Annotated in this window: 24 protein-coding genes and 2 tRNA genes; 14 read left to right on the top strand and 12 right to left on the bottom strand. The window is 37.4% G+C overall.

What is annotated here, in order from left to right:
- Positions 1-54: 54 nt before the first annotated feature.
- On the bottom strand, positions 55-1,095 hold the full coding sequence (locus DV417_RS01525) for an ABC transporter substrate-binding protein (protein WP_005634063.1): 1,041 nt from the start codon (positions 1,093-1,095) through the stop codon (positions 55-57).
- Positions 1,096-1,262: 167 nt separating this feature from the next.
- Here DV417_RS01525 and udk point away from each other — a divergent pair, with 167 nt between their 5' ends.
- The 4 genes from udk to DV417_RS01505 are packed head-to-tail and all read left to right on the top strand — an operon-like array spanning position 1,263 to position 4,866.
- The gene (gene udk / locus DV417_RS01520) at positions 1,263-1,901 is read left to right on the top strand and encodes a uridine kinase (protein ID WP_180978651.1); all 639 of its coding nucleotides are present in this window, start codon (positions 1,263-1,265) and stop codon (positions 1,899-1,901) included.
- A gap of 8 nt (positions 1,902-1,909) precedes the next feature.
- Complete coding sequence (gene dcd, locus DV417_RS01515; RefSeq protein WP_118878175.1) at positions 1,910-2,497, top strand: dCTP deaminase; 588 nt, start codon at positions 1,910-1,912, stop codon at positions 2,495-2,497.
- A gap of 3 nt (positions 2,498-2,500) precedes the next feature.
- Positions 2,501-3,676 carry a hypothetical protein gene (locus DV417_RS01510; protein WP_118878172.1) on the top strand — a complete coding sequence of 392 codons (1,176 nt, stop codon included), beginning with the start codon at positions 2,501-2,503 and terminating at the stop codon, positions 3,674-3,676.
- A complete protein-coding gene (locus DV417_RS01505; protein WP_118878170.1) occupies positions 3,676-4,866 on the top strand; it encodes a sugar transporter in 1,191 nt (396 codons plus the stop codon). Before DV417_RS01510 ends, DV417_RS01505 begins: the two co-directional genes overlap by 1 nt.
- Before the next feature lie 79 nt (positions 4,867-4,945).
- Here the strand turns inward: DV417_RS01505 and der are convergent, their stop codons facing one another.
- Positions 4,946-6,457, bottom strand: a complete 1,512-nt coding sequence (der, locus tag DV417_RS01500) for a ribosome biogenesis GTPase Der (RefSeq protein ID WP_118878168.1) — start codon at positions 6,455-6,457, stop codon at positions 4,946-4,948.
- Between the two features lie 224 nt (positions 6,458-6,681).
- On the opposite strand from der, the gene DV417_RS09635 reads away from it, so the two are divergent.
- Entirely contained in the window at positions 6,682-6,741 is a 60-nt protein-coding gene (locus DV417_RS09635; RefSeq protein ID WP_371258027.1) for a hypothetical protein, read from the top strand.
- Positions 6,742-6,874: 133 nt separating this feature from the next.
- Here DV417_RS09635 and DV417_RS01495 read toward each other — a convergent pair.
- The 3 genes from DV417_RS01495 to dnaQ all read right to left on the bottom strand — a co-directional run bounded on the left by DV417_RS01495 (position 6,875) and on the right by dnaQ (position 7,909).
- Positions 6,875-6,951, bottom strand: a tRNA-Asp gene (locus tag DV417_RS01495).
- A gap of 23 nt (positions 6,952-6,974) precedes the next feature.
- Positions 6,975-7,051 (bottom strand) — tRNA-Asp (locus DV417_RS01490).
- 87 nt (positions 7,052-7,138) lie between these two features.
- Complete coding sequence (dnaQ, locus tag DV417_RS01485) at positions 7,139-7,909, bottom strand: DNA polymerase III subunit epsilon (RefSeq protein ID WP_118878165.1); 771 nt, start codon at positions 7,907-7,909, stop codon at positions 7,139-7,141.
- Positions 7,910-7,969: 60 nt separating this feature from the next.
- Between dnaQ and rnhA the strand changes: the two genes are divergently transcribed.
- Both rnhA and DV417_RS01475 read left to right on the top strand, forming a co-directional pair.
- Positions 7,970-8,434 carry a ribonuclease HI gene (gene rnhA / locus DV417_RS01480; protein WP_118878163.1) on the top strand — a complete coding sequence of 155 codons (465 nt, stop codon included), beginning with the start codon at positions 7,970-7,972 and terminating at the stop codon, positions 8,432-8,434.
- A gap of 263 nt (positions 8,435-8,697) precedes the next feature.
- Positions 8,698-9,825 carry a porin gene (locus tag DV417_RS01475; RefSeq protein WP_118878161.1) on the top strand — a complete coding sequence of 376 codons (1,128 nt, stop codon included), beginning with the start codon at positions 8,698-8,700 and terminating at the stop codon, positions 9,823-9,825.
- A gap of 353 nt (positions 9,826-10,178) precedes the next feature.
- Here the strand turns inward: DV417_RS01475 and DV417_RS01470 are convergent, their stop codons facing one another.
- From DV417_RS01470 to DV417_RS01455, 4 genes are read right to left on the bottom strand one after another with little or no spacing between them, the layout of a single operon-like run.
- Entirely contained in the window at positions 10,179-10,994 is an 816-nt protein-coding gene (locus tag DV417_RS01470; protein WP_065250186.1) for a metal ABC transporter permease, read from the bottom strand.
- Complete coding sequence (locus DV417_RS01465; protein WP_118878158.1) at positions 10,987-11,835, bottom strand: metal ABC transporter permease; 849 nt, start codon at positions 11,833-11,835, stop codon at positions 10,987-10,989. The genes DV417_RS01470 and DV417_RS01465 overlap by 8 nt, the downstream gene beginning before the upstream one ends.
- Before the next feature lie 3 nt (positions 11,836-11,838).
- The gene (locus tag DV417_RS01460; protein WP_118878156.1) at positions 11,839-12,759 is read right to left on the bottom strand and encodes an ATP-binding cassette domain-containing protein; all 921 of its coding nucleotides are present in this window, start codon (positions 12,757-12,759) and stop codon (positions 11,839-11,841) included.
- Positions 12,759-13,640 carry a metal ABC transporter substrate-binding protein gene (locus tag DV417_RS01455; protein ID WP_005626941.1) on the bottom strand — a complete coding sequence of 294 codons (882 nt, stop codon included), beginning with the start codon at positions 13,638-13,640 and terminating at the stop codon, positions 12,759-12,761. Before DV417_RS01455 ends, DV417_RS01460 begins: the two co-directional genes overlap by 1 nt.
- Before the next feature lie 353 nt (positions 13,641-13,993).
- Here DV417_RS01455 and DV417_RS01450 point away from each other — a divergent pair, with 353 nt between their 5' ends.
- Positions 13,994-14,422, top strand: a complete 429-nt coding sequence (locus DV417_RS01450; RefSeq protein ID WP_118878153.1) for a hypothetical protein — start codon at positions 13,994-13,996, stop codon at positions 14,420-14,422.
- A gap of 112 nt (positions 14,423-14,534) precedes the next feature.
- Here DV417_RS01450 and DV417_RS01445 read toward each other — a convergent pair whose 3' ends face one another.
- A complete protein-coding gene (locus DV417_RS01445; protein ID WP_118878150.1) occupies positions 14,535-15,413 on the bottom strand; it encodes a D-alanyl-D-alanine carboxypeptidase family protein in 879 nt (292 codons plus the stop codon).
- Between the two features lie 246 nt (positions 15,414-15,659).
- Here DV417_RS01445 and rlmN point away from each other — a divergent pair, with 246 nt between their 5' ends.
- From rlmN to DV417_RS01415, 6 genes are all read left to right on the top strand, one after another.
- Positions 15,660-16,811: a dual-specificity RNA methyltransferase RlmN gene (gene rlmN, locus DV417_RS01440; protein WP_192878520.1), complete on the top strand. Its 1,152-nt coding sequence runs from the start codon at positions 15,660-15,662 to the stop codon at positions 16,809-16,811.
- Positions 16,812-16,916: 105 nt separating this feature from the next.
- Positions 16,917-17,459, top strand: a complete 543-nt coding sequence (pilW, locus tag DV417_RS01435; RefSeq protein ID WP_118878145.1) for a type IV pilus biogenesis/stability protein PilW — start codon at positions 16,917-16,919, stop codon at positions 17,457-17,459.
- A 70-nt stretch (positions 17,460-17,529) separates the two neighbouring features.
- Complete coding sequence (locus DV417_RS01430; RefSeq protein ID WP_118878143.1) at positions 17,530-18,441, top strand: RodZ domain-containing protein; 912 nt, start codon at positions 17,530-17,532, stop codon at positions 18,439-18,441.
- An 11-nt stretch (positions 18,442-18,452) separates the two neighbouring features.
- Complete coding sequence (gene ispG / locus DV417_RS01425) at positions 18,453-19,559, top strand: flavodoxin-dependent (E)-4-hydroxy-3-methylbut-2-enyl-diphosphate synthase (RefSeq protein ID WP_118878141.1); 1,107 nt, start codon at positions 18,453-18,455, stop codon at positions 19,557-19,559.
- A gap of 9 nt (positions 19,560-19,568) precedes the next feature.
- Complete coding sequence (hisS, locus tag DV417_RS01420; protein ID WP_118878139.1) at positions 19,569-20,840, top strand: histidine--tRNA ligase; 1,272 nt, start codon at positions 19,569-19,571, stop codon at positions 20,838-20,840.
- A 17-nt stretch (positions 20,841-20,857) separates the two neighbouring features.
- Complete coding sequence (locus tag DV417_RS01415; protein ID WP_065245858.1) at positions 20,858-21,472, top strand: YfgM family protein; 615 nt, start codon at positions 20,858-20,860, stop codon at positions 21,470-21,472.
- A 51-nt stretch (positions 21,473-21,523) separates the two neighbouring features.
- Here DV417_RS01415 and iscX read toward each other — a convergent pair whose 3' ends face one another.
- Both iscX and fdx read right to left on the bottom strand, forming a co-directional pair.
- Complete coding sequence (gene iscX, locus DV417_RS01410; RefSeq protein ID WP_005630102.1) at positions 21,524-21,718, bottom strand: Fe-S cluster assembly protein IscX; 195 nt, start codon at positions 21,716-21,718, stop codon at positions 21,524-21,526.
- On the bottom strand, positions 21,718-22,059 hold the full coding sequence (gene fdx / locus DV417_RS01405) for an ISC system 2Fe-2S type ferredoxin (protein ID WP_005629440.1): 342 nt from the start codon (positions 22,057-22,059) through the stop codon (positions 21,718-21,720). The genes iscX and fdx overlap by 1 nt, the downstream gene beginning before the upstream one ends.
- Positions 22,060-22,099 lie beyond the last annotated feature (40 nt).

Genomic DNA, 22,099 nt, shown 5'->3' with positions numbered 1-22,099 from the left:
ATACGAAAAAGTGCGGTCAAAAACTTCAGTATTTTTTACCGCACTTATTCAGCGCTATTTCGCTAATTTAACTTCTTGTACCCATTTTTCAATTAAGGCTTTACGTTGTTCTGTTGCACCGTATTTTTCAAAGTCATAATTGATTAATTTGAGTTTATTTGGATCAAATGCAGTTGGTGATTGTTCTGCGGTTGTGTTAGTTAAGATTTGTAAAGAATCCCCTTGTTTCCAAGCTAATTCTTGACCTTCTTTTGATAAAGCCCAATCGACGAATAATTTTGCATTATCAATATTACGCGCACCTTTTAAGATACTCACTCCACCTAACTCATAACCAGTTCCTTCGCAAGGCACGACTAATTCTAACGGTGCACCATTGCGTTTTTCTAATGCATAATCATGTAAGAAACCCACACCAATAGTTGCCTCGCCACGAGCAGAGTTACGTGATGGCGTGATACCCGATTTGGTATATTGAGAAACATTAGGATGCAAGGCTTTTAAGTATTCAAACGCCTCTTTTTCACCCCATAATTGAACAAATGTCGCCAATGCAGTGTAGGCTGTACCCGCACTTTGAGGGTCTGCAATTTGAACTTCACCTTTTAAGCGTGGATCTGTTAGGTCTTTCCAGCATTTCGGCACTTCTTTAATGCCTAATTTTGCCAAACGTTCAGTATTCACACCGAAACCTAAGATCCCCATATAAATTGAGGAAACATAGTGACCTTTCGTTTTCGCTGGATCACGGAAACGTTCTACGATTTCATCAATGTGTTTGGATTTATAAGGCTCAATTAACCCTAATTCTGCAGCTTGAGCTTGAGGGTCAAAAGTACCGCCGAACCAAACATCCGCTTGAGGGTTATTTTTTTCAGCTTCAACTTTGGCAAAAGTACTGCCTGAACCATTGCGAATAAAGGATGTTTTCACATCATATTTTTCGCCAAACGCCTTCGTTGTTGCTTCGCATAGCGCATTCGTTGCACTACAATACACTACCAATCTACCCTTTGCACTAGCCGAACCAGAAATTGCTAAGCCAGCCGCTAAAAGTGTGGCAGAAACAGAAAGAGAAATCTTGTTGAACTTCATAATAAATACTCCTTATTGGATAAAAACGTCAAAATCTTACGTGAAACCCCAAAATAATACCGTGATGAAGTTCACAGTTTTAGAAATTATCAGAAAAAAAATAAACGTGAAATTCACCGCACTTTTACTTATAATTGCCGAAATTTCCCTTACATCAAAATACGATTATGTCAGATTCTTGTATCATCATCGCCATCACTGGCGCATCCGCATCAGGCAAAAGTTCTATCGCTTCTACCGTTCACAAAGAACTCTGTAATGAATTAGGCTGCCAAGAAATTGGGATTATTGCCGAAGACAGTTACTACAAAGATCAAAGCCATTTAGAAATGAGCGAACGCATAAAAACAAATTACGACCATCCAAGCTCAATGGATCGCGATTTGCTCATTCAACATTTAAAAGATTTAAAATCGGGAAAAGCGGTTGATGTGCCTGTTTATAGCTATGTTGATCATACTCGTACGGGTCAAACCACAACATTTACACCAAAACGTATTGTGATTTTAGAAGGGATTTTACTGCTTACTGATGAACGCGTTCGTCAACTTGCGGATATTTCCGTATTCGTGGACACGCCATTAGACATTTGTTTTATTCGCCGTTTACAACGTGATATGGAAGAACGCGGTCGTTCCCTACAATCAGTTATTGATCAATATCGTGCAACCGTGCGCCCAATGTTCTTACAATTTATTGAGCCATCTAAACAATATGCAGATATTGTCATTCCTCGTGGCGGGAAAAACCGTATTGCAATCAATATGTTAAAAGCTCAAATCCTTCATTTATTGAATCAAAAATAGGAAATCTTATGCGTCTTTGCGATACTGATATTGAACGCTATCTCAATGATGGCATTATTTCATTAACACCACGTCCAAATAATGACAAGATCAACGGTGCGACGATTGATGTTCGCTTGGGTAATTCTTTCCGTGTATTTCGTGAACATTCTGCGCCTTTTATTGATTTAAGCGGCCCGAAAGAAGAAGTATCTGCTCAGCTTGAATCGGTAATGAGCGATGAAATTATTATCCCAGACGGGGAAGCATTTTTCTTGCATCCTGGTACTTTAGCGTTAGCAACCACACTTGAATCTGTGAAATTACCCGCCAATATTATCGGTTGGTTAGATGGTCGTTCTTCTTTAGCCCGTTTAGGATTAATGGTACACGTAACCGCACACCGTATTGATCCAGGTTGGGAAGGTAAAATCGTGTTGGAATTTTATAATTCAGGGAAATTACCATTAGCATTACGTCCAAATATGGTGATTGGTGCATTAAGCTTTGAAATATTAAGTGGCGAAGCGAAACGACCATACAGTAGCCGCAAAGATGCAAAATATAAGAATCAACAAAGTGCGGTAGCAAGTCGTATTGACGAAGACAAGGAATAATCAATGAAAAAGTTCGCGCTTGTCGTAGGGATCGTCGCTTTGGCGATCTTTTCTTTTTTATATATTCAACTTTACCGAGTGCAAAGTGCCATTAGTGAACAACTGGCACAACAAAACCTTGCCGTTCAGTCAATCAATTTATCATTATTTTCTCCCGCACTTTCCTTTGAAAATATAAAAACTACGCGATTTTCAGCTCAAAAAATTGAAGCTAAACTTAATTTCTTGCCTCTTTTGTATGGTAATACCGCACTTCGTTCGCTCAATATTCAACAGCTTCAATTACTTCAAAATACACAAAATCCTGCCAATGTATCAATAGAGGTTTCGCCTTTTTCGTTAAAACAGCTTTTATCAAAAAAAGTAATATTGAATGGCGAAAACCATATTCGCATGGAATTTAACAAACCTATTTATGGAAAAACAAAAACTTTCCATTTTTCTTTCCATAAAGCGAATTTAGACTTCTCAACATCAGAATCAGCCCTACTTCAATTTGTAGATGCAAACCTAAATAATCAGCCTATCGGTTATATTGAAACTCACATAGCCCACCAACAAATGGTGACTTATATAAAACCACAATGCGATAACGATTGTTTAGCCGTATTGAAATATCAACAAATTGGCAACCAAAGTGCGGTAAATTTTTCAGGCAAATATTTCCCGGTTAAACGCTTATTAACGTTATTAAACATACCCGAAATATTAAGTGGACACGCAGATTTTAATATTGATTTCACATTTTTACATTCACAACTTATTCAAGGAAAGTTAAATATCCTCGCTCAAAATGGTGAAATTCTTGGTGTAAATTTATTGGATATGGTCAGTCAATATTTCCCTATCAATTACAACGGTGATCTGTTACAAAACAAAGAATTAAACACTCGCTTTGAACAATTTTACTTACAATTATTTCTCCAACAAAATCAACTTATTGCTGAAAAAATCGAATTAAAAACGCCCGCACTTTTAGGGCTTGGAAATGGCATCATTGATTTAAATCGAATGGAATGTAATGCAAATATCAATTTACATTCTACGGATCAACGCTATCAAAATTTGACACTACCAATCAATTTTTTTGGTAACTGCAGTTCACCACAATATAAAATTAATTTTACGAAGAAATTCCGCCATCAATTAATTGATGCGATTAAAGAAAAGTTACGTTAATGTCGTTATATTTAAAAGCTGAAAAAATTCAATCGTGGCGCGTGTTTATTATGGCTTGCGCAGGATTTATTTTTAATACTACAGAATTTGTGCCTGTCGCAATGTTAAGCGATATTGCACAAAGTTTTAATATGCAAACTGCTGATACTGGTTTAATGATGACAGTTTATGCTTGGACGGTACTAATTATGTCTCTGCCTGCAATGCTTGCTACTGGCAATATGGAACGTAAAAGCCTGCTAATCAAACTTTTCATTATATTTATTGTTGGGCATATTTTATCGGTCATTGCTTGGAATTTTTGGATATTACTTCTCGCTCGAATGTGTATTGCATTAGCCCACTCAGTGTTTTGGTCAATTACTGCCTCACTTGTGATGCGCATCGCACCTAAACACAAGAAAACTCAAGCATTAGGAATGCTCGCTATTGGCACCGCACTTGCCACCATATTAGGCTTACCGATTGGGCGAATTGTCGGACAGCTCGTCGGTTGGCGGGTCACTTTTGGCATTATTGCAGTACTGGCATTATCCATCATGTTTTTAATTATTCGATTATTGCCAAATTTACCAAGTAAAAATGCTGGCTCTATTGCAAGTTTGCCCTTACTTGCTAAACGCCCATTATTACTTTGGCTTTATGTAACAACGGCAATCGTGATTTCAGCACACTTTACTGCTTATACTTATATCGAACCATTCATGATTGATGTCGGGCACTTGGATCCAAATTTTGCCACGGCTGTATTATTAGTTTTTGGTTTCTCAGGTATTGCCGCAAGTCTATTATTTAACAGATTCTACCGACTTGCTCCTACAAAATTTATTATTGTTTCGATGAGTTTATTGATGTTCTCTCTCCTGCTACTCCTTTTCTCGACCGAAACAATGATAGCAATGTTCAGCCTTGTGTTTATTTGGGGGATTGGCATTTCTTGTATCGGACTATCTCTACAAATGCGCGTACTAAAACTTGCACCAGATGCAACCGATGTTGCAACAGCTATTTACTCGGGCATTTTCAATGCAGGAATTGGAGCTGGCGCATTATTTGGAAATCTTGCGACAACCTATTTAGGATTAAACGAAATTGGTTATACGGGCGCAGCATTAGGTTTAATCGGTTTCATCATTTTTATTACAACGCACTTAAAATATCGCCATACATTTCTTCTGCAAAACAAGTAAAAAAATAACCGCACTTTAGTTCTCCAAAAAGAGTTTTAAAAGTGCGGTTAAATCTTGCTAAGTTTTATTTATCTTGAATTTAACGTTTCGATTTCTTAATAAACTTCATCAAACGTTTACGTTTACGCAATTGGTTCGGAGTGAGTTTATTTTTGCGTCCTGCAAATGGGTTTGAGCCTTCTTGGAAAAGAAGACGAATCGGTGAACCAATAATTTTCAAACTCTTACGATAATAATTAGATAAATAACGTTTATAAGAATCGGGTAATTTATCCATTTGGTTACCGTGAACCACGATAATCGGCGGATTATAACCACCTGGATGAGCATATTTTAATTTAATTCGACGACCGCCAATCATCGGTGGTTGGTGCTCGTCCGTTGCCATTTGTAAAATACGAGTTAAAAGCGAAGTCGTCATTTTTTGAGTGGCACAAGCATAGGCTTCTTTAATCGAATCAAAAAGATTACCCACACCACTGCCGTGCAATGCGGAAATAAAATGCACGCGAGCAAAATCAATAAAATCTAAACGACGATCAAGTTCAGATTTAACGCGGTCTTTCACATCTTGATCTAAACCATCCCATTTATTCACGACGATCACTAAAGAACGCCCTGCATTTAAAATAAAGCCGAGCAAAGATAAATCCTGATCAGAAATATTCTCTCTCGCGTCAATAGTCAATAATACAACATTAGCATCTTGAATCGCTTGCAAGGTTTTAATTACGGAGAATTTTTCCACAGCTAAATGCACCTTACCGCGTTTACGCACGCCTGCCGTATCAATCAAGGTATATTGCTGCCCATCACGCTCCATTGGAATATAAATACTATCGCGTGTCGTACCCGGCATATCGTAAACCACCACACGATCTTCACCTAAAATACGATTGGTTAAGGTAGATTTACCCACATTTGGGCGGCCAACAATGGCAATCTTAATATTTTTATCTTGCTCTTCTTCCGATTCTTCTAACGCCTCATCAAGCAAGGCCGTATCTTCTTCTGAATCAAAATCAAATTCTTGTTTCCATTCGTCTTGTTCCTCCTCAGAAGTGCGGTCATTTTCATCGGAGTTTCCCATTTGTTCCGCAAACGGTGCAAGCACTTGTTCCATTAATTGAGTAACACCACGACCCTGCGAAGCAGCGATTTGCTCAATTTCCCCTAAACCTAACTGATAAAATTCAGCACAATGAGAATCCGCATCAATGCCATCGGTTTTATTCGCCACCACAATCGTCGTTTTGTTTTGACGTTGACGTAAGTAATTGGCAATACCAATATCAGCTGCCGTTAAACCTGCACGAGCATCCACAAGGAAAAGAACAATATCGGCTTCATCAATAGCAAGCAAAGATTGCTCCGCCATTTTCTCTTCTACGCCCTCTTCGGTTCCATCAATCCCGCCAGTGTCAATAACAATAAATTCATAGCCAGCAATATGAGCATGGCCATATTTTCTATCACGAGTTAAACCAGGAAAATCAGCGACTAACGCATCTCTCGTACGAGTAAGGCGATTAAATAATGTGGATTTTCCCACATTCGGGCGACCAACAAGGGCCACAACTGGAGTTGCCATAAAAAATCTCTTATTTTGTCAAAAATGGCGGCTATTATATCGGAAGTTAAAGGATTGGTAAAAAATGATTTCATAAAGAAAAGAAAAGCCACAGGATACAATCCTATGGCTTTCTAAACACTGTTTATTTATCTATAACTTAACGTTATAATAATCTCGCTTTCAAGGATCCAACTTGAAAGCGAGTGTTGCGCTTTTTCGCAACGTTTGAAGAGGATAAGAAAATGATGAAACTCATTATCCTTGTCGTACTACTATTATTAGTGAGTTTACCGACTTACTAATAACACGACATACTAGGGAGTAACAGCTCCCTAGTTCTTCAAATCTTAAAAGTTTGCTTTATTTTTGTCAAGGATGAAGCAAATTTTAGATGCAAAAAAAGCACCGTTAGGTGCTATCTTTATTTATCTTAATTGGCGGAATGGACGGGACTCGAACCCGCGACCCCCTGCGTGACAGGCAGGTATTCTAACCAGCTGAACTACCACTCCGAGATAAGATATTAATTTTAAATTGGCGGAATGGACGGGACTCGAACCCGCGACCCCCTGCGTGACAGGCAGGTATTCTAACCAGCTGAACTACCACTCCGCTAAGTGGTGCGTATCATAATGACGAACATAAATCTCGTCAATCTTTTTTTATGAAATTTTACTCACCTGCTTAAATTCCAAACGATTAATGCACATTATCATTGCCAAAGCGTTTATCCCAAATACAATTATTTCCACTTTTTTTATTAATCATCTTTAATAATTCTAAATGCGCTTGTAGCTCATCATCAGTAGGTTGAAGTAATTTTAAATTGTGCGCAAAATCCACCGCACTTTTTATTTCTTCCGCCGCTTTTTCTTGCACAACATGGATAACTTCAGACTCAACAGATTCTTCTTCATCGAATAAATTTGTTTGCCCCCCCGTCATCATCAAATAAACATCCGCCAAGATCTCGGCATCCAGTAACGCACCGTGCAAAGTACGTTTGCTATTATCAATACCTAAACGATCACAAAGTGCGTCCAAATTATTACGTTTTCCAGGATACATCTGACGCGCCATTTGCAAAGTATCTGTCACCAAACAAATATCGTTAGTTTTCACATTAAGGTTGAGTTTACGAAATTCATAATCCATAAATCCAACGTCAAAGGGGGCATTGTGAATAAGCAATTCCGCACCATTAATATAATCCAAAAAATCTTGGGCAACGTCTTTGAATTCAGGTTTATCTGCTAACATTTCATCGGTTATACCATGAACTTTAATCGCATCAGGATCAACGGGGCGATCTGGCTTAATGTAAATATGGAAATTATTACCTGTGTAACGACGATTTATTAATTCAACTGCACCAATTTCAATAATGCAGTGTCCTTCATAATGCGCACCAAGCTGATTCATACCTGTAGTTTCAGTATCTAATACAATTTGGCGATTGGGATTAATCATTTGTTCAACCTATCTCTTTCCATTAAAATACCTGTCATTCTACACAACAACCTTTTTGTTATGCAAAAACAGATTGAAATTTTTACTGATGGCTCTTGCTTAGGTAATCCTGGAGCAGGGGGAATTGGCGCCGTATTACGCTATAAACAGCATGAAAAAATGCTCTCCAAAGGATATTTTAAAACCACCAATAATCGAATGGAATTACGCGCTGTTATTGAAGCATTAAATGCCTTAAAAGAACCTTGCTTGATCACGCTTTATAGTGATAGCCAATATATGAAAAATGGCATAACAAAATGGATCTTTAACTGGAAAAAAAATAATTGGAAAGCAAGTTCTGGAAAGCATGTAAAAAACCAAGATTTATGGATAGCCTTAGATGAATCCATCCAACGTCATAAAATTAATTGGCAATGGGTGAAAGGGCATGCTGGACACAGAGAAAATGAAATGTGCGATGAATTAGCTAAAAAAGGGGCTGAAAACCCAACACAGGAAGATATTGGCTATATGGAAGAATAATATAGAAAACAGATATACCATCCTATTCCCCAATACCTAAAAATATTTATAGACGATACTTAAACCTCAAAAAAAGAACAAAAAACAGACAAAAATATACAAAAAATGTGATCTCGATCAGATTTCAAGAAAATTAAAATTTTGGAGAGTTGACATCAAAATGCGAATTTGTAATGATTCGCTATGTCTATTTAGGCGGTTGGACAATCTTATATGAAAAGAGTTCAATCATAGATAGTAAACAACCATAAGGAATACAAATTATGAAAAAAACACTTGCAGCATTAATCATCGGTGCATTCGCAGCTTCAGCAGCGAACGCAGCAGTAGTTTACGATAACGAAGGAACTAAAGTTGAAGTTGGCGGTTCTCTTCGTCTTATTTTAGAAAAAACTAACAAAGGTGGAGAAGCAAATAAACACACCCACTCAGGCTTAAGAAATGCAGGCTCTCGTTTAGAAGTTAAAGCAAAACATACTTTAGATAGTGGCTATTATGCATTAGGTTATTTACAAGTTCGTCTTGATGGAAAACAAGGTAATGGCGCTAAAGGCGATGGTTTCGGCGCTTTAGGTACTAAACGTGCAGTTGTTGGTTTGGGTCATAAAGAACGTGGTGAAGTTACATTTGGTCGCCAAGCAACATTCGCAGATTCTTTAAGCACCGCTAAAGATTATACTTACGGAATCATTGAGAAAAGCGATTATCTTCCAGATGAAGGTAACTCAGTTGTTCGTTATACTTATAAAGGCATTGAAGGTTTAGTAATCGGCGCAGATTACTTGTTCGCAAATGAACGTGATGAAAGTAATGAAGTATTAAGCGGTAAACTTCAAAATGGTTTCCAAGTTGGTGCATCTTATGAAAAAGACGGAATTATCGCTAAATTAGGACTTGGACGCACAAATTATAAAACTGGCACAGAAACTATTACTAAAGTAGTTCCTGGCGCAACAGACGGTGCCCCAGTTACAACTAAAATTACTCCTGTAGTCTATACTACTCAACATAAAGATGCAGTTCTTGCAAGCCTTGGTTATGAATTTGATGGTCTTACTCTTTCTGTAGATGGTGGTTATGCTAAAACTAAATTCATTAACACACCTAAGAAAGAAAAACGTTTCTTTGTATCTCCAGGTTTCCAATATCAAGTTACTGATTTAAGTAGCGTATATGGTAACTACAAATACGAACAAGTTAAAGATAGCGATGATTCAAAAACCAAACAACACGGTTTCTTGTTAGGTGTTGACTATAAACTTCATAAACAAGTCATCACTTATGTTGAAGGTAAATACCAAGTTACTAAAGGATATGATGCACAAGGTAATTACGAAGGTAGCAAAGTTAGAGACAAAGCTATTGGCGTAGGTATGCGTGTATTCTTCTAATTAAATGATTAGAAACTATGAAGGCGAATCGAAAGATTCGCCTTTTTGTTTGTTCTAAAATCGAATAAGACAATCTGAAGTTTTTTAAAATATTTAAGACCGACATATATTACAAAGTATGCGACGTTATTTTATGGTTATTCATTTCGATTTTTCTCTACGTTAAATCCTCACCTATATCTATTCAATAAGAGATACCACAAAATTCAGCTAAAGAAGATTTTGAGAATTATGAGAGAAATAAGATAAAGAATGAGTTATGTAAAATAAATACCTTGTGGAAGTTAAAAGAATATTTCATTGAATAAAAACGGTACAAACCTAAGCTTGTACCGTTTTTCAAAGAAGGGAAATTATCTTGTTTTAATTTTGCTATAAGCTAATGCAATAACAAAAAACACAGCTTGTAACAGAATAATACAAGCTCCAGTTGACGCATCAAAATGATAGCTCAATATTACGCCAATTAGGCTTGATGTAATGGAACTTACAATAGCAACCCATAACATTTTATCAAAAGATTTTGTGAGCGTAAGTGCGGTAATTCCTGGCGCAATTAACATTGCCACAACCAAAATAACGCCTACTACTTGCATCGTGCTTACAATGGTTAAAGCAAGCAACATTAATAAGCCATAATGTAAAATTTTAGGAGAAAGCCCTGCAACACGAGCATGACTTGGGTCAAAACAATAAAGCAAAAAGTCTTTACGTTTAAAGACAATCATACAAAAAATTATCGCAGAAATGACCGCACTTTGAATAAGCTCTTGATGACTTACGCCCAATACATTACCGAACAAAATATGCGTTAAATGCTGTTCTGTTTGAATTTTGGTAAACATAACAAGACCAATAGCAAACATTCCAGAAAATACAATGCCCATTGCGGTATCTTCTTTTATGCGACTATTTTCTTTTAAATACCCCACGCCAAGGGAGCAAAAAATGCCTGAGAAAAATGCGCCAATCGCTAAAGGAATTCCTGCCAAATACGCAAGCACAATACCAGGCAACACCGCATGGGAAATCGCATCGCCCATTAATGACCAACCTTTCAAGACTAAATAGCAAGAAAGCAGCGCACAAATAATTGAAACAATAAATGCGGTCAACAAGGCATTTTGCATAAACTCAAATTGTAGCGGTTCTAAAAGCCAATCAAACATTTTCTACCGCCTTTTTATTACGAGTGAGTAAGCCATATTTTGGTGAAAATAAGAAAGCTGCCAAGAATAATAATGTTTGCAATGTCACAATCACACCGCCAGTGGCACCATCTAAATAATAGCTAATATAAACACCAACAAAACTTGTCACCGCCCCTAAAATAATAGCGATGATTGACAAGGTTTTGAATTTATCTGTGAGTAAATATGCTGTCGCACCTGGGGTAACGACCATCGCAATCACTAAAATCGCGCCTACAGTTTGCAATGCAGCTACCACACAAGCACTCAATAATGTGAAAAATAAAATTTTATAAAATAATGGAGAAAGACCAACTGTAATCGCTTGAGTTTCATCGAAAAAAATCAGTAGTAAATCCTTCCAAAATAATAAAAGCAATACTAAACAAACACCGATGATAATTGCCACTTGGTAAATATCTTCGTCAGCAATGCCTAAAATATTGCCTAAAATGATGCTTTGCACATTTACTGCTGTTGGATTTAAAGAAATAATTAACAGACCTAATGCAAAAAAAGTACTGAAAATAAACCCGATAACGGCATCTTCTTTCAGTTTAGAAATGGATTTAATCCAAAGAATGGAAAGTGCGGCTAAAATTCCGGCAAAAAATGCACCAAGGGCATAAGGCAAAGAGAAGGCATAAGCTATCGCAACGCCAGGCACAACGGAATGAGAAAGCGCATCGCCAATCAAAGACCAGCCTTTAAGCATTAAATATGAAGACAAAAAAGCACAAATCCCACCAACTGCGGTACTCAAGATCATCGCCTTGAGCATATAATCATAGGAAAAGGGTTCTAATAATAATGCTAACATGCCTTAATCCTTCTCTTTTTTGACCGAATTTTTACAAGGACAGTCTTCAAAATGGCAATCCTGTGTTGTTGGTGCAGGTGGATCTTGTTTAGTTTCACCATAGAATACAACGGCTTTTTCATCATCCGTTAAGACAGTAACCGCACGTTTATCTTCATCATTATGTAAATTTTCGCCCAATAATTTAATATGGCGTAATACCCCACCAAACACAATTTCCAAATTATGTTGGTTAAAGGTATCTTCAGTTTTCCCTGCAGCAATCACCGTACGATTAATCATCACTACTTGATCACAGAAATCTGGGACAGAACCTAAGTTATGGGTTGAAACAAGAATAAGATGACCTTCTTCTCGAAGCTGTTGAAGAAGATCAACAATGGCATTTTCAGTTTTCACATCAACGCCAGTGAAAGGTTCATCCAATAAAATAATTGGACTTTGTTGTGCTAAAGCGCGGGCCAAAAACACGCGTTTTTTCTGCCCGCCAGATAACTCACCAATTTGACGATGCGCGAGATGCTCAATGTTCACCCGCTGCATCGCCTCTTGAACTTTTTGTTTATCAATCGCCTTGGGGATACGAAGGAAATTCATATACCCATAACGCCCCATCATCACGACATCATACACTGACACAGGAAATTGCCAGTCTACTTCTTCAGATTGTGGAACATAAGCAACCAAATTACGTTTCAGTGCTTGGGAAATTGGCAAATCACAAAGTCTGATTTCACCTTGTTGTGGCTTCACAAGCCCCATTATGCTTTTAAATAATGTGGATTTACCACTGCCATTCACACCCACTAATGCACAAATAGTTCCACTGTTTAATGAGAACGTCATATTGTGAATAGCTGTGTGGCCATTGTTGTAACGAACAGTTACATCATTAACCCAAATTGATGTCGAGAAAGAGTCCATTATTTTCCGAATCCTTTAACAATGGTTGATACAGTGACGTTAAGCAAATCAATATAAGTTGGCACAGGGCCTTTTTTCGCAGAAAGTGAATCAACATACAATACACCACCGTATTTTGCGCCACTTTCTTTTGCTACTTGTTGTGCTGGTTTTGGTGAAATTGTACTTTCACTAAACACAACAGGAATATTGTTTTTACGAACTAAATCAATCACTTTACGCACTTGTTGTGGGGTGCCTTGTTGTTCAGCATTAATTGGCCATAAATAACCTTCTTTTAAGTTGTAATCTTTCGCCAAATAACTGAAAGCACCTTCACTTGTCACAAGCCAGCGTTGAGCTTCTGGAATCTGTGCTAATTTTGCACGAAGTGGCTCATCAAGTTGTTTAATTTTTTGAGCATAGTCAGCAGCATTTTTTTCGTACACTGCTGCATTCTGTGGATCGTATTTCACCAATGCATTTTTAATATTTTCAATATAAATTAATGCATTAGATGGCGACATCCACGCATGTGGGTTAGGCGCATCTTTATACGGACCTTCATAAATAGACAATGGTTGAATACCTTCAGTCACCACTACTGCTGGTTTGTCTTTAATATTTTGGAAGAAACGTTCAAACCAACGTTCCAAATTTAAGCCGTTCCATAGAATTAAATCGGCAGATTGTGCTTTCACAATGTCTTTTGGAGTAGGTTCATATTCATGAATTTCAGCACCTGGTTTGGTGATAGATTCCACTGTAGCTGCATTGCCTGCCACATTTTGCGCGATATCTTGAATCACGGTAAAGGTGGTGACGACTTTGAATTTTGCATTAGCCTGCATTGCAAATAAACCAAGTGCAAGTGCGGTCATAATTTTTAATGAATTTCGCATAAGATGTCCTTATAAAAAAGTATTAGATTGGATGCCTGAATAATCGCTCAACAGCTCAACAATTATTCATCAAGGGTAATAATACTATTTTTATTACGCCTTTTAAATGAAAATAATTATCAAACATTAAAATTATTTTGATTTTTGAAAGCATAACAAAAAGTGAGATAGATTTTCCCTATGTTTTTAAGTGTTATATCATCGTGATAAGCTAAGTTTTAGGTATCTTTTACACTTATTGTTGATTGAATGATTGACGCAAAGTGAAAATATTTTTCTGCTATTATAATGACTTTTTCAAAAATTAAGTCTAGAATGAAAAAAACTTTAAATTTACTTTTCAAGGATAAAATATGAAGAAAGTACTTTGGTTAGTATTGGGTTCAGCCATGCTCTTAACTGCCTGTGATGATAAATCTAAGGCACCTGAACAAACTAAAACTGCGATGGAACAACCTGCTCAAAAGACGGTGTCTATAAACTATAAACAGATTGCACTAGATAAATCTAAACAAGCAAGAGATGCGTCTGCATTAGCGAAAGATAAATCGTTACAAGCTAAAGAAGCTGTAAAAATAGCAATGCAGAAGCAGGAAGAAGCACAAATTATCTTAAAACAAGGAGGTGAAGATGCAGAAAAACTTTCTAAACAAAAGATGGACGAATCCAATTCAGCTGCAGATTTGTCTCTAAAATTGTCAGAAGAATCAGAAGCAGCTTCAACGCTTTCAATTCAGCTTTCTAAAGAGGCTGAAGAAGCTGCCAATAAGGCTAATCAATAAGCTCAATCTTCCGAAAAATAGGGCAAGTTTCATTCTTCTCATTGCTATTTAAATCAAGCAAAAAACGCGAGATAAAACAAACTGTTATCTCGCGTTTTTATGTTTATGAACATTATTTTGATAATTTCTGAATTAGCGTATTAAATCCCGCTTCATCGTAACCATCTTCATATTGGGCTTCTCCTGCTACATCACGAATTGTTCTTCCATTTAATGCCGTGCAGCCAAATTTCTCTAATTTACTTTTAGTAAAACTAGAACGATACGCAGAGGAAGCGTTATTTAAACTAATTACGCCAATAGTTGCATTTTTACACGGGTGTTTATTGATGAAAACAAGGTTATAACCAGATTCTCGAATGTATCCTGTCTTATTTACTACAGCATCAAAAATTTCATCACGCACTAATTTATTTGTATTTTTCATTAATACGCTATGTCTTCCAGCTTGAATATTCGTAGCACTGATATTGGATAGTTGTCGAATTTCAGGTTTATTTAAAGAATGTTTAGCAAGTTTAACTAAATCCATAGGACTGGAGATATTGCTACTCGATAAACCTGAACTATCATGAAAACGAGTAGAATACATGCCTAATTGGCGAGCTTTTTCATTCATTTTATTAATAAATTGTACTCTGCTCATTCCTGCTGCACGAGAAAGCGCATGGGCAGCATAGTTATCAGAATGTACAAGCATCGCCTTTAATAATTCTCTGCAGGCCATCGGAACATTCATTGGTAATTTTGTGCTTGTACCTTTAATGTAATCACGATCGTCACTGGTTATCGCAATGGTACAATTAGGATTTGTATTATTCTCTAGAAAAACGTTCGCCGTCATTAATTTAGTTACAGAAGCAATGGGCTGAACGCTATCAGGCGCATGGCTTTCCAACACTCGATTATGCGTAAAATCATACACAACATAAGACTGTGCCACCGCAAAAGAAGGACACAAAGATAAAATAAATAAAGCTTTTTTAAACATTATTGGTCACCTTAGAAAATAGGCTTACATTTTACCGCACTTTTTACGCTGTAATTGGAAATATTTGCGATCTAGATCGCAAAAAAGTACGGTGATATTTTCCATCGTTTTTTAATTCCGCTAGATTATGCGGTGACAAATCTGTACAATCGCCGTTCATTTTTTAATTGCGAATTTTTCGTTGTGAGTTTTTAATAAAAACACCTGTACAACGCTATCGCCACAATGTGTAATAACGAGGCTAAAATGTCAGAATTATTGTCTGTGCAATCAGAGGCACCAGCTAAAAAAATTAATCTAATGGATTTAACGCGCCAACAAATGCGCGAATTTTTTAAAGAACTTGGCGAAAAACCATTCCGAGCAGATCAGTTAGTAAAATGGATTTATCATTTTGGCGAAGATAACTTCGACAATATGACAAACATTAATAAGAAATTGCGAGAAAAGCTCAAGGCGGTTGCAGAAATTAAAGCCCCAGAAGTTGCCGTTGAACAGCGTTCAGCCGATGGCACGATAAAATGGGCAATGCAAGTGGGTGAACAACAAGTTGAAACTGTGTATATTCCCGAAGCAGATCGCGCTACGCTTTGTGTATCTTCCCAAGTTGGCTGCGCCTTGGCTTGTACATTCTGTTCAACAGCACAACAAGGATTTAATCGCAATTTAACGGTTTCAGAAATTATCGGCCAAGTTTGGAGAGCCTCTAAAATTATTGGCAACTTTGGAGTTACTGGCATTAGACCAATTACAAATGTGGTAATGATGGGAATGGGTGAACCTTTGTTAAATGTCGCTAACGTTGTTCCCGCAATGGAAATTATGTTAGATGATTTTGCCTACGGTTTATCAAAACGTCGTGTCACTTTATCAACTTCTGGCGTTGTGCCAGCATTGGATAATTTGAGCAAAATGATCGATGTGGCTTTGGCTATTTCATTACATGCCCCAAACGATGAATTGCGTGATGAAATTGTGCCAATCAACAAAAAATATAATATCAAAACCTTGATTGACTCAGTAAATCGTTATTTGAGTGTATCAAATGCAAACCACGGCAAAGTCACGATCGAATATGTCATGCTCGATCATGTGAATGATGGTGTAGAACATGCTCATCAACTTGCAGAAGTATTAAAAAATACACCTTGTAAAATTAATTTAATTCCGTGGAATCCGTTCCCAGAAGCACCTTATGCAAAAAGCTCGAATACGCGTATTGACCGTTTCCAAAAAACCTTAATGGAATATGGCTTTACCGTGATTATTCGTAAAACTCGTGGAGATGACATTGATGCGGCTTGCGGACAGTTAGCTGGAGATGTTATCGATCGTACTAAACGTACGGCAATGAAACGCCAATTTGGACAAAATATTGGGGTGACAGAAATTAATTAATATTCTAGGCATGTGAATGAATCAAGTTCACATGCCCTATGTTTTCATACAAATTAAAGCATATTAACTATTTCTTCCCCCCCCCCCCCGTTAAAAGGAGAAAAAATGCAAACAATAAGTAAACAACTAAGTGCGGTTATTTTCCCTTTCATTTTTTCTGCTTGCGTTTCCCAATCAACCATTCAAGATTTCAATCAACAATCAGCAGCTAAAGCTCGCGTAGAACTTGCACTCGGTTACCTTCAACAAGGTAATCCTCAACTCGCTAAAATCAACTTAGATAAAGCACTTCAACACGATAAAAATTACTATCTCGTGCATTCAGCACTTGCGCATTATTATCAACAACAAGGTGAAATCGAGAACGCACATCGTGAATATGAAATAGCGTTAAAACTCAATAATCAACAGGGAGACTTACATAATAATTTTGGCACATTTTTATGTCGTCAAAAGCAATTTGAACAAGCCATGCAGCAATTTCAACTCGCACTGAATTCACCTAATTATTATCATCAAGCAGATACATTTGAAAATATGGCTCTTTGTGCTTATTCCGCTAAAAAAATGGATATTTATCAACAAGCATTACAAAAATTGCGACAAACTGATAGTAAACGAGCGGAAAAATTTAATACCCTCAAATAAAGCATTGCCAAATCAAGCGTTGGACTTTAAAATTTAGCCTTTATTTATCGCATATTATTTAATTGAATTTATGAATCCAACAACTGAGCAAGAACTTTCACCGGGTGAGATTTTTCGCCAAGCACGTGAAAACTTAAATCTTTCTCTCGAAGACGTCGCCAAAGAAATTTCGCTGCGTCCCTCCATATTACAGCAGCTTGAAAATAACGAATTTATTCAAAAATCTACCCCTGCAATCTTTGTAAAAGGTTATGTGCGTAGCTATGCCAAGTTCTTACGCTTACCTGATTCTGTATGGGAAAATATTACATTTGCAGAAAATGATAAAAACGATCTGAGTAAAAATGCTCGTTCAACTCGTGAAGTAAATCAATATTCATCGCACTCTCGTTGGGTCGGACGTTTATCTATCATTGTACTTATTTTAGTCCTTGGCATGACTGGACTTTGGTGGTGGCAAAGTTACCAACAAAATAATCAAGAACGTGATGACTTAGTACAAAGCTATGTTGCCTCTACCGAAAACAATCAGCCAGCCACAGCTCTTGTGACGACAGAAGAAAGTAATAAAACTGCACCAGAAACAACAGCAGCTGTCTCACAACCAGTAGAAATAACAAATAATGTGTTACCAGACATAGCACAAGAAAATGCCGTTCCACAAACAAAAAACGATGAAAAATCAGTTTCAGACACTCAAAGTGCGGTAGAAAATCCATCAATTTCTCAAGCATCTCCTACTGTAAAAGGAGACTTGATTGTAGAAATCTTAAATAATACGAGCTGGCTCAGCGTAAAAGATAAAAATCGCCGAGTATTAGCACAAAAAGAGTACAAAAAAGGTGAAGTATTAACTTTTAATGGAGATGAGTTTTCATTAATTGTTGGCGCACCAAGTAATGTGCGTATCACCTATAAAGGTGAAAATTATCCATTAAAAGTGGATGGCCGCATTGCAAAATTCAAACTTTCACAACCTTAATAAGGAAAAAGATGTCAGCTTTTCAACCAAGCATTAAGCGTCGTGAATCGACAAAAATTTATGTAGGAAATGTACCAGTTGGTGGTGATGCGCCAATTGCCGTGCAATCTATGACAAATACTCGTACCACTGATGTGGAAGCGACAGTTGCTCAAATTAAATCATTAGAACGTGTTGGTGCAGATATCATTCGTGTATCTGTTCCAACAATGGATGCTGCAGAAGCATTTAAACAAATTAAACAGCAAGTGAATGTCCCTCTCGTAGCAGATATTCATTTCGACTATCGTATCGCACTAAAAGTTGCAGAATATGGAGTGGATTGTTTACGTATCAATCCAGGCAATATTGGTCGTGAAGATCGCATTCGTGCCGTTGTTGATTGTGCTCGTGACAAAAATATTCCGATTCGGATCGGCGTAAATGCAGGCTCTTTAGAAAAAGATCTGCAAGAAAAATACGGCGAGCCAACACCAGAAGCATTATTAGAATCAGCATTACGTCATGTAGAAATTCTAGATCGTCTTAATTTCGATCAATTTAAAGTGAGTGTAAAAGCCTCTGATGTATTCTTAGCGGTGGAAGCTTATCGTTTATTAGCTAAAGCAATTAAACAACCTTTACATTTAGGCATTACAGAAGCAGGTGGCGCACGCGCTGGTGCAGTAAAATCTGCGGTGGGTTTAGGAATGTTATTAGCTGAGGGCATTGGCGATACGCTACGCGTTTCTTTAGCGGCAGATCCTGTAGAAGAAATCAAAGTCGGTTTTGATATTTTGAAATCTTTACGAATTCGCTCTCGTGGCATTAATTTTATTGCGTGCCCAACGTGTTCTCGCCAAGAGTTTGATGTAATCGGTACAGTAAATGCCTTAGAACAACGCCTTGAAGATATTATTACACCAATGGATGTATCGATTATCGGTTGCGTAGTGAATGGTCCAGGCGAAGCACTCGTATCTGATCTAGGGGTAACCGGTGGTAACAAAAAAAGCGGTTATTATCTTAATGGCGAACGCCAAAAAGAACGCTTCGATAACGAAGATATTGTTAACCAATTAGAAGCAAAAATTCGTGCAAAATTGGCACAACAAGATCCAAAAAACAGAATTATTTAAGGAAAGCTCGTGGCTAAAACTATTCAAGCAATTCGCGGAATGAACGATTGCTCCCCTACTGAATCTCCATTATGGCAATGGATTGAAGCACAAGTACGCCAAGTATTAAACAACTACGGTTATTCCGAAGTGCGTATGCCAGTTGTAGAAAGCACGCCATTATTTGCGCGTGCAATCGGGGAAGTAACAGATGTTGTTTCAAAAGAAATGTACACATTTTGGGATAACGATGAACAATTAACCTTACGCCCCGAAGGCACGGCAGGTTGCGTGCGTGCCGCTATTGAACACGGCTGGATCTATAACAATGAACAACGCTTGTGGTATATGGGACCAATGTTCCGTCATGAACGCCCACAAAAAGGTCGTTACCGTCAATTCCATCAAGCAGGTGTTGAGGTATTCGGTATTGCGAATCCAGAAATCGATGCAGAATTAATCATGCTTACCTACCGTTTATGGAAAGCATTAGGTATCGATCAACATGTGACACTTCAACTTAACTCAATTGGCTCTTTAGAAGCACGAGCAAATTATCGTTCAGCTTTGGTTGGATTCTTAGAAAATCATCAAGATTTAATGAGTGATGAAGAAAAAGATCGCTTGGTAAAAAATCCACTTCGTATTTTGGATACCAAAAACCCAGAATTACAAAAAGTATTAGATAACGCGCCAAAATTACTTGATTATTTAGATGATGAAAGCCGTGAGCATTTTGAACAATTATGTTCATTATTAGATGCAGTGGGTATTCAATATGAAATTAATCCTAAACTCGTTCGTGGCTTAGATTATTACAACAAAACTGTATTTGAATGGGTAACCTCCGCCCTCGGCGCACAAGGTACTGTATGTGGCGGCGGTCGTTATGACGGTTTAGTGGAACAACTTGGCGGACACGCAACACCGAGCATCGGATTTGCGATGGGATTAGAACGTTTAGTCTTGTTGGTGCAAGAAGTTAATCCAAATATTCCTGTGAAAAGTGCGGTGGATATTTATGTTGTTTATCAAGGCAAAGGCGCAACATTAGTCGCTTTTGAATTAGCGGAAAAAGTGCGTTCAGAATTACCGCACTTAAATACGATGTTGCACTGCTCTGGCGGTAATTTCAAAAAACAATTTAAACGTGCAGATAAATCTGGTGCAACATTGGCATTAGTTATCGGCGAAAGCGAAGTACAAAATAAACAAGTCGTTGTTAAACACTTACAAGGTGGTGCAGAGCAGCAAACCTTAGATTTAGTGAATATAATCGACTATATTCAAACTCAATTTTAATTTAAAAGGGGAAAAACATGGCTTATTCCATTGAAGAAGAACAAGAGATTAACCAGTTGAAAGACTGGTGGAAAGAAAATGGCAAAACAATTATTGTCGCTTTTATCTTAGGGGTTGGTGGTATGTTTGGATGGCGTTATTGGCAAGCTCACCAGGCAGAACAAATCGCTCAAGCTTCTGCTCAGTATGATGCGTTAATCTATTCTGCACAACAGGATGAACAAGCTAAAAAAGCCAATATAGAACAATTTGTGCAAGCTAACAGCAAAACGGCATACGCTGTCTTTGCTTTGTTAGATGAAGCGAAAAAAGCGACTGAAAAACAAGACTTTGCTGCAGCAGAAGCAAACTTAAATCAAGCATTAACCCAATCTCAAGATGAAGTATTAACATCTATTGTTGCATTACGTCTGAGTGCGGTGCAATTTCAACTGGGTCAATTAGACAATGCTTTAACCACCTTAAACCAAGTGAAAGGCGAAAGCTTTAATGCTCGTAAAGCAATTTTAACCGGCGATATCCAAGTCGCCAAAGGAGATAAAGTTGCGGCTAAAAACAGCTTTGAGCAAGCACAACAAAGTGGTAGCCAATTAGAACAACAAATGGCAAAAATGAAATTAAATAACCTTTAAAAAAATAATACCCGCACCAAAGTGCGGGTATTTTTTCAATCAAATTTCTGATTATTCAAATTCATCCAACCATTTCAATAAAATAGCCTCAAGAATCGCTTCATTTGACTTATTAGGATCATCATCAAAATCTTCAAGTTCACAAATCCATTTATGTAAATCGGTAAAACGAACGGTTTTTGGATCTAAATCTGGATTACGATCGTAAAGTTCTTCTGCAATTAACTGTGCATCAGTCCATTTCATTAGTGAGCAGCCTCATTGGCATGGTTAATGTTATATTTCGGAATTTCTACCACAAGATCTTCGTCTCCCACGACACATTGGCAAGATAAACGACTATCCATTTCTAATCCCCAAGCTTTATCCAGCATATCTTCTTCTTGGTCACTCGTTTCATTTAGAGAGTCAAAGCCTTCACGGATAATGACATGGCAAGTTGTACAAGCACAGGAGCCATCACAAGCATGATGGATTTCTACTCCTGCATTGTGGGCAACTTCTAATAAATTATCACCTGCAGCGGCATCAACAACCATACCTTCGGGACAAAATTCTTCATTAGGTAAAAAAATCACTTTTGGCATAACACTTTCCTCAAAATTATTTAATAATCTGACCGCACTT

Origin of the sequence: Haemophilus haemolyticus (assembly GCF_003490935.1) — a bacterium.
Classification (GTDB): domain Bacteria; phylum Pseudomonadota; class Gammaproteobacteria; order Enterobacterales; family Pasteurellaceae; genus Haemophilus; species Haemophilus haemolyticus_M.
Note: the sequence above shows the minus strand (reverse complement) of the source record. Positions and strands in the feature narration are given on the sequence as shown.

Excerpts from the sequence above, each read along its gene's own strand:
- iscX (WP_005630102.1), bottom strand. The coding sequence starts at position 21,718 with ATGAAATGGACTGATGCACAGTTAATTGCAGAAGAACTTTACGATCGT.
- rnhA (WP_118878163.1), top strand. The coding sequence starts at position 7,970 with ATGCAAAAACAGATTGAAATTTTTACTGATGGCTCTTGCTTAGGTAAT.
- DV417_RS01470 (WP_065250186.1), bottom strand. The coding sequence starts at position 10,994 with ATGTTTGATTGGCTTTTAGAACCGCTACAATTTGAGTTTATGCAAAAT.
- DV417_RS01430 (WP_118878143.1), top strand. The coding sequence starts at position 17,530 with ATGAATCCAACAACTGAGCAAGAACTTTCACCGGGTGAGATTTTTCGC.
- der (WP_118878168.1), bottom strand. The coding sequence starts at position 6,457 with ATGGCAACTCCAGTTGTGGCCCTTGTTGGTCGCCCGAATGTGGGAAAA.
- udk (WP_180978651.1), top strand. The coding sequence starts at position 1,263 with ATGTCAGATTCTTGTATCATCATCGCCATCACTGGCGCATCCGCATCA.
- fdx (WP_005629440.1), bottom strand. The coding sequence starts at position 22,059 with ATGCCAAAAGTGATTTTTTTACCTAATGAAGAATTTTGTCCCGAAGGT.
- DV417_RS01445 (WP_118878150.1), bottom strand. The coding sequence starts at position 15,413 with ATGTTTAAAAAAGCTTTATTTATTTTATCTTTGTGTCCTTCTTTTGCG.
- DV417_RS01460 (WP_118878156.1), bottom strand. The coding sequence starts at position 12,759 with ATGGACTCTTTCTCGACATCAATTTGGGTTAATGATGTAACTGTTCGT.
- DV417_RS01475 (WP_118878161.1), top strand. The coding sequence starts at position 8,698 with ATGAAAAAAACACTTGCAGCATTAATCATCGGTGCATTCGCAGCTTCA.
- DV417_RS01525 (WP_005634063.1), bottom strand. The coding sequence starts at position 1,095 with ATGAAGTTCAACAAGATTTCTCTTTCTGTTTCTGCCACACTTTTAGCG.
- DV417_RS01510 (WP_118878172.1), top strand. The coding sequence starts at position 2,501 with ATGAAAAAGTTCGCGCTTGTCGTAGGGATCGTCGCTTTGGCGATCTTT.
- ispG (WP_118878141.1), top strand. The coding sequence starts at position 18,453 with ATGTCAGCTTTTCAACCAAGCATTAAGCGTCGTGAATCGACAAAAATT.
- DV417_RS01450 (WP_118878153.1), top strand. The coding sequence starts at position 13,994 with ATGAAGAAAGTACTTTGGTTAGTATTGGGTTCAGCCATGCTCTTAACT.
- pilW (WP_118878145.1), top strand. The coding sequence starts at position 16,917 with ATGCAAACAATAAGTAAACAACTAAGTGCGGTTATTTTCCCTTTCATT.
- DV417_RS01465 (WP_118878158.1), bottom strand. The coding sequence starts at position 11,835 with ATGTTAGCATTATTATTAGAACCCTTTTCCTATGATTATATGCTCAAG.
- DV417_RS01455 (WP_005626941.1), bottom strand. The coding sequence starts at position 13,640 with ATGCGAAATTCATTAAAAATTATGACCGCACTTGCACTTGGTTTATTT.
- rlmN (WP_192878520.1), top strand. The coding sequence starts at position 15,660 with ATGTCAGAATTATTGTCTGTGCAATCAGAGGCACCAGCTAAAAAAATT.
- dcd (WP_118878175.1), top strand. The coding sequence starts at position 1,910 with ATGCGTCTTTGCGATACTGATATTGAACGCTATCTCAATGATGGCATT.
- DV417_RS01415 (WP_065245858.1), top strand. The coding sequence starts at position 20,858 with ATGGCTTATTCCATTGAAGAAGAACAAGAGATTAACCAGTTGAAAGAC.
- dnaQ (WP_118878165.1), bottom strand. The coding sequence starts at position 7,909 with ATGATTAATCCCAATCGCCAAATTGTATTAGATACTGAAACTACAGGT.
- DV417_RS01505 (WP_118878170.1), top strand. The coding sequence starts at position 3,676 with ATGTCGTTATATTTAAAAGCTGAAAAAATTCAATCGTGGCGCGTGTTT.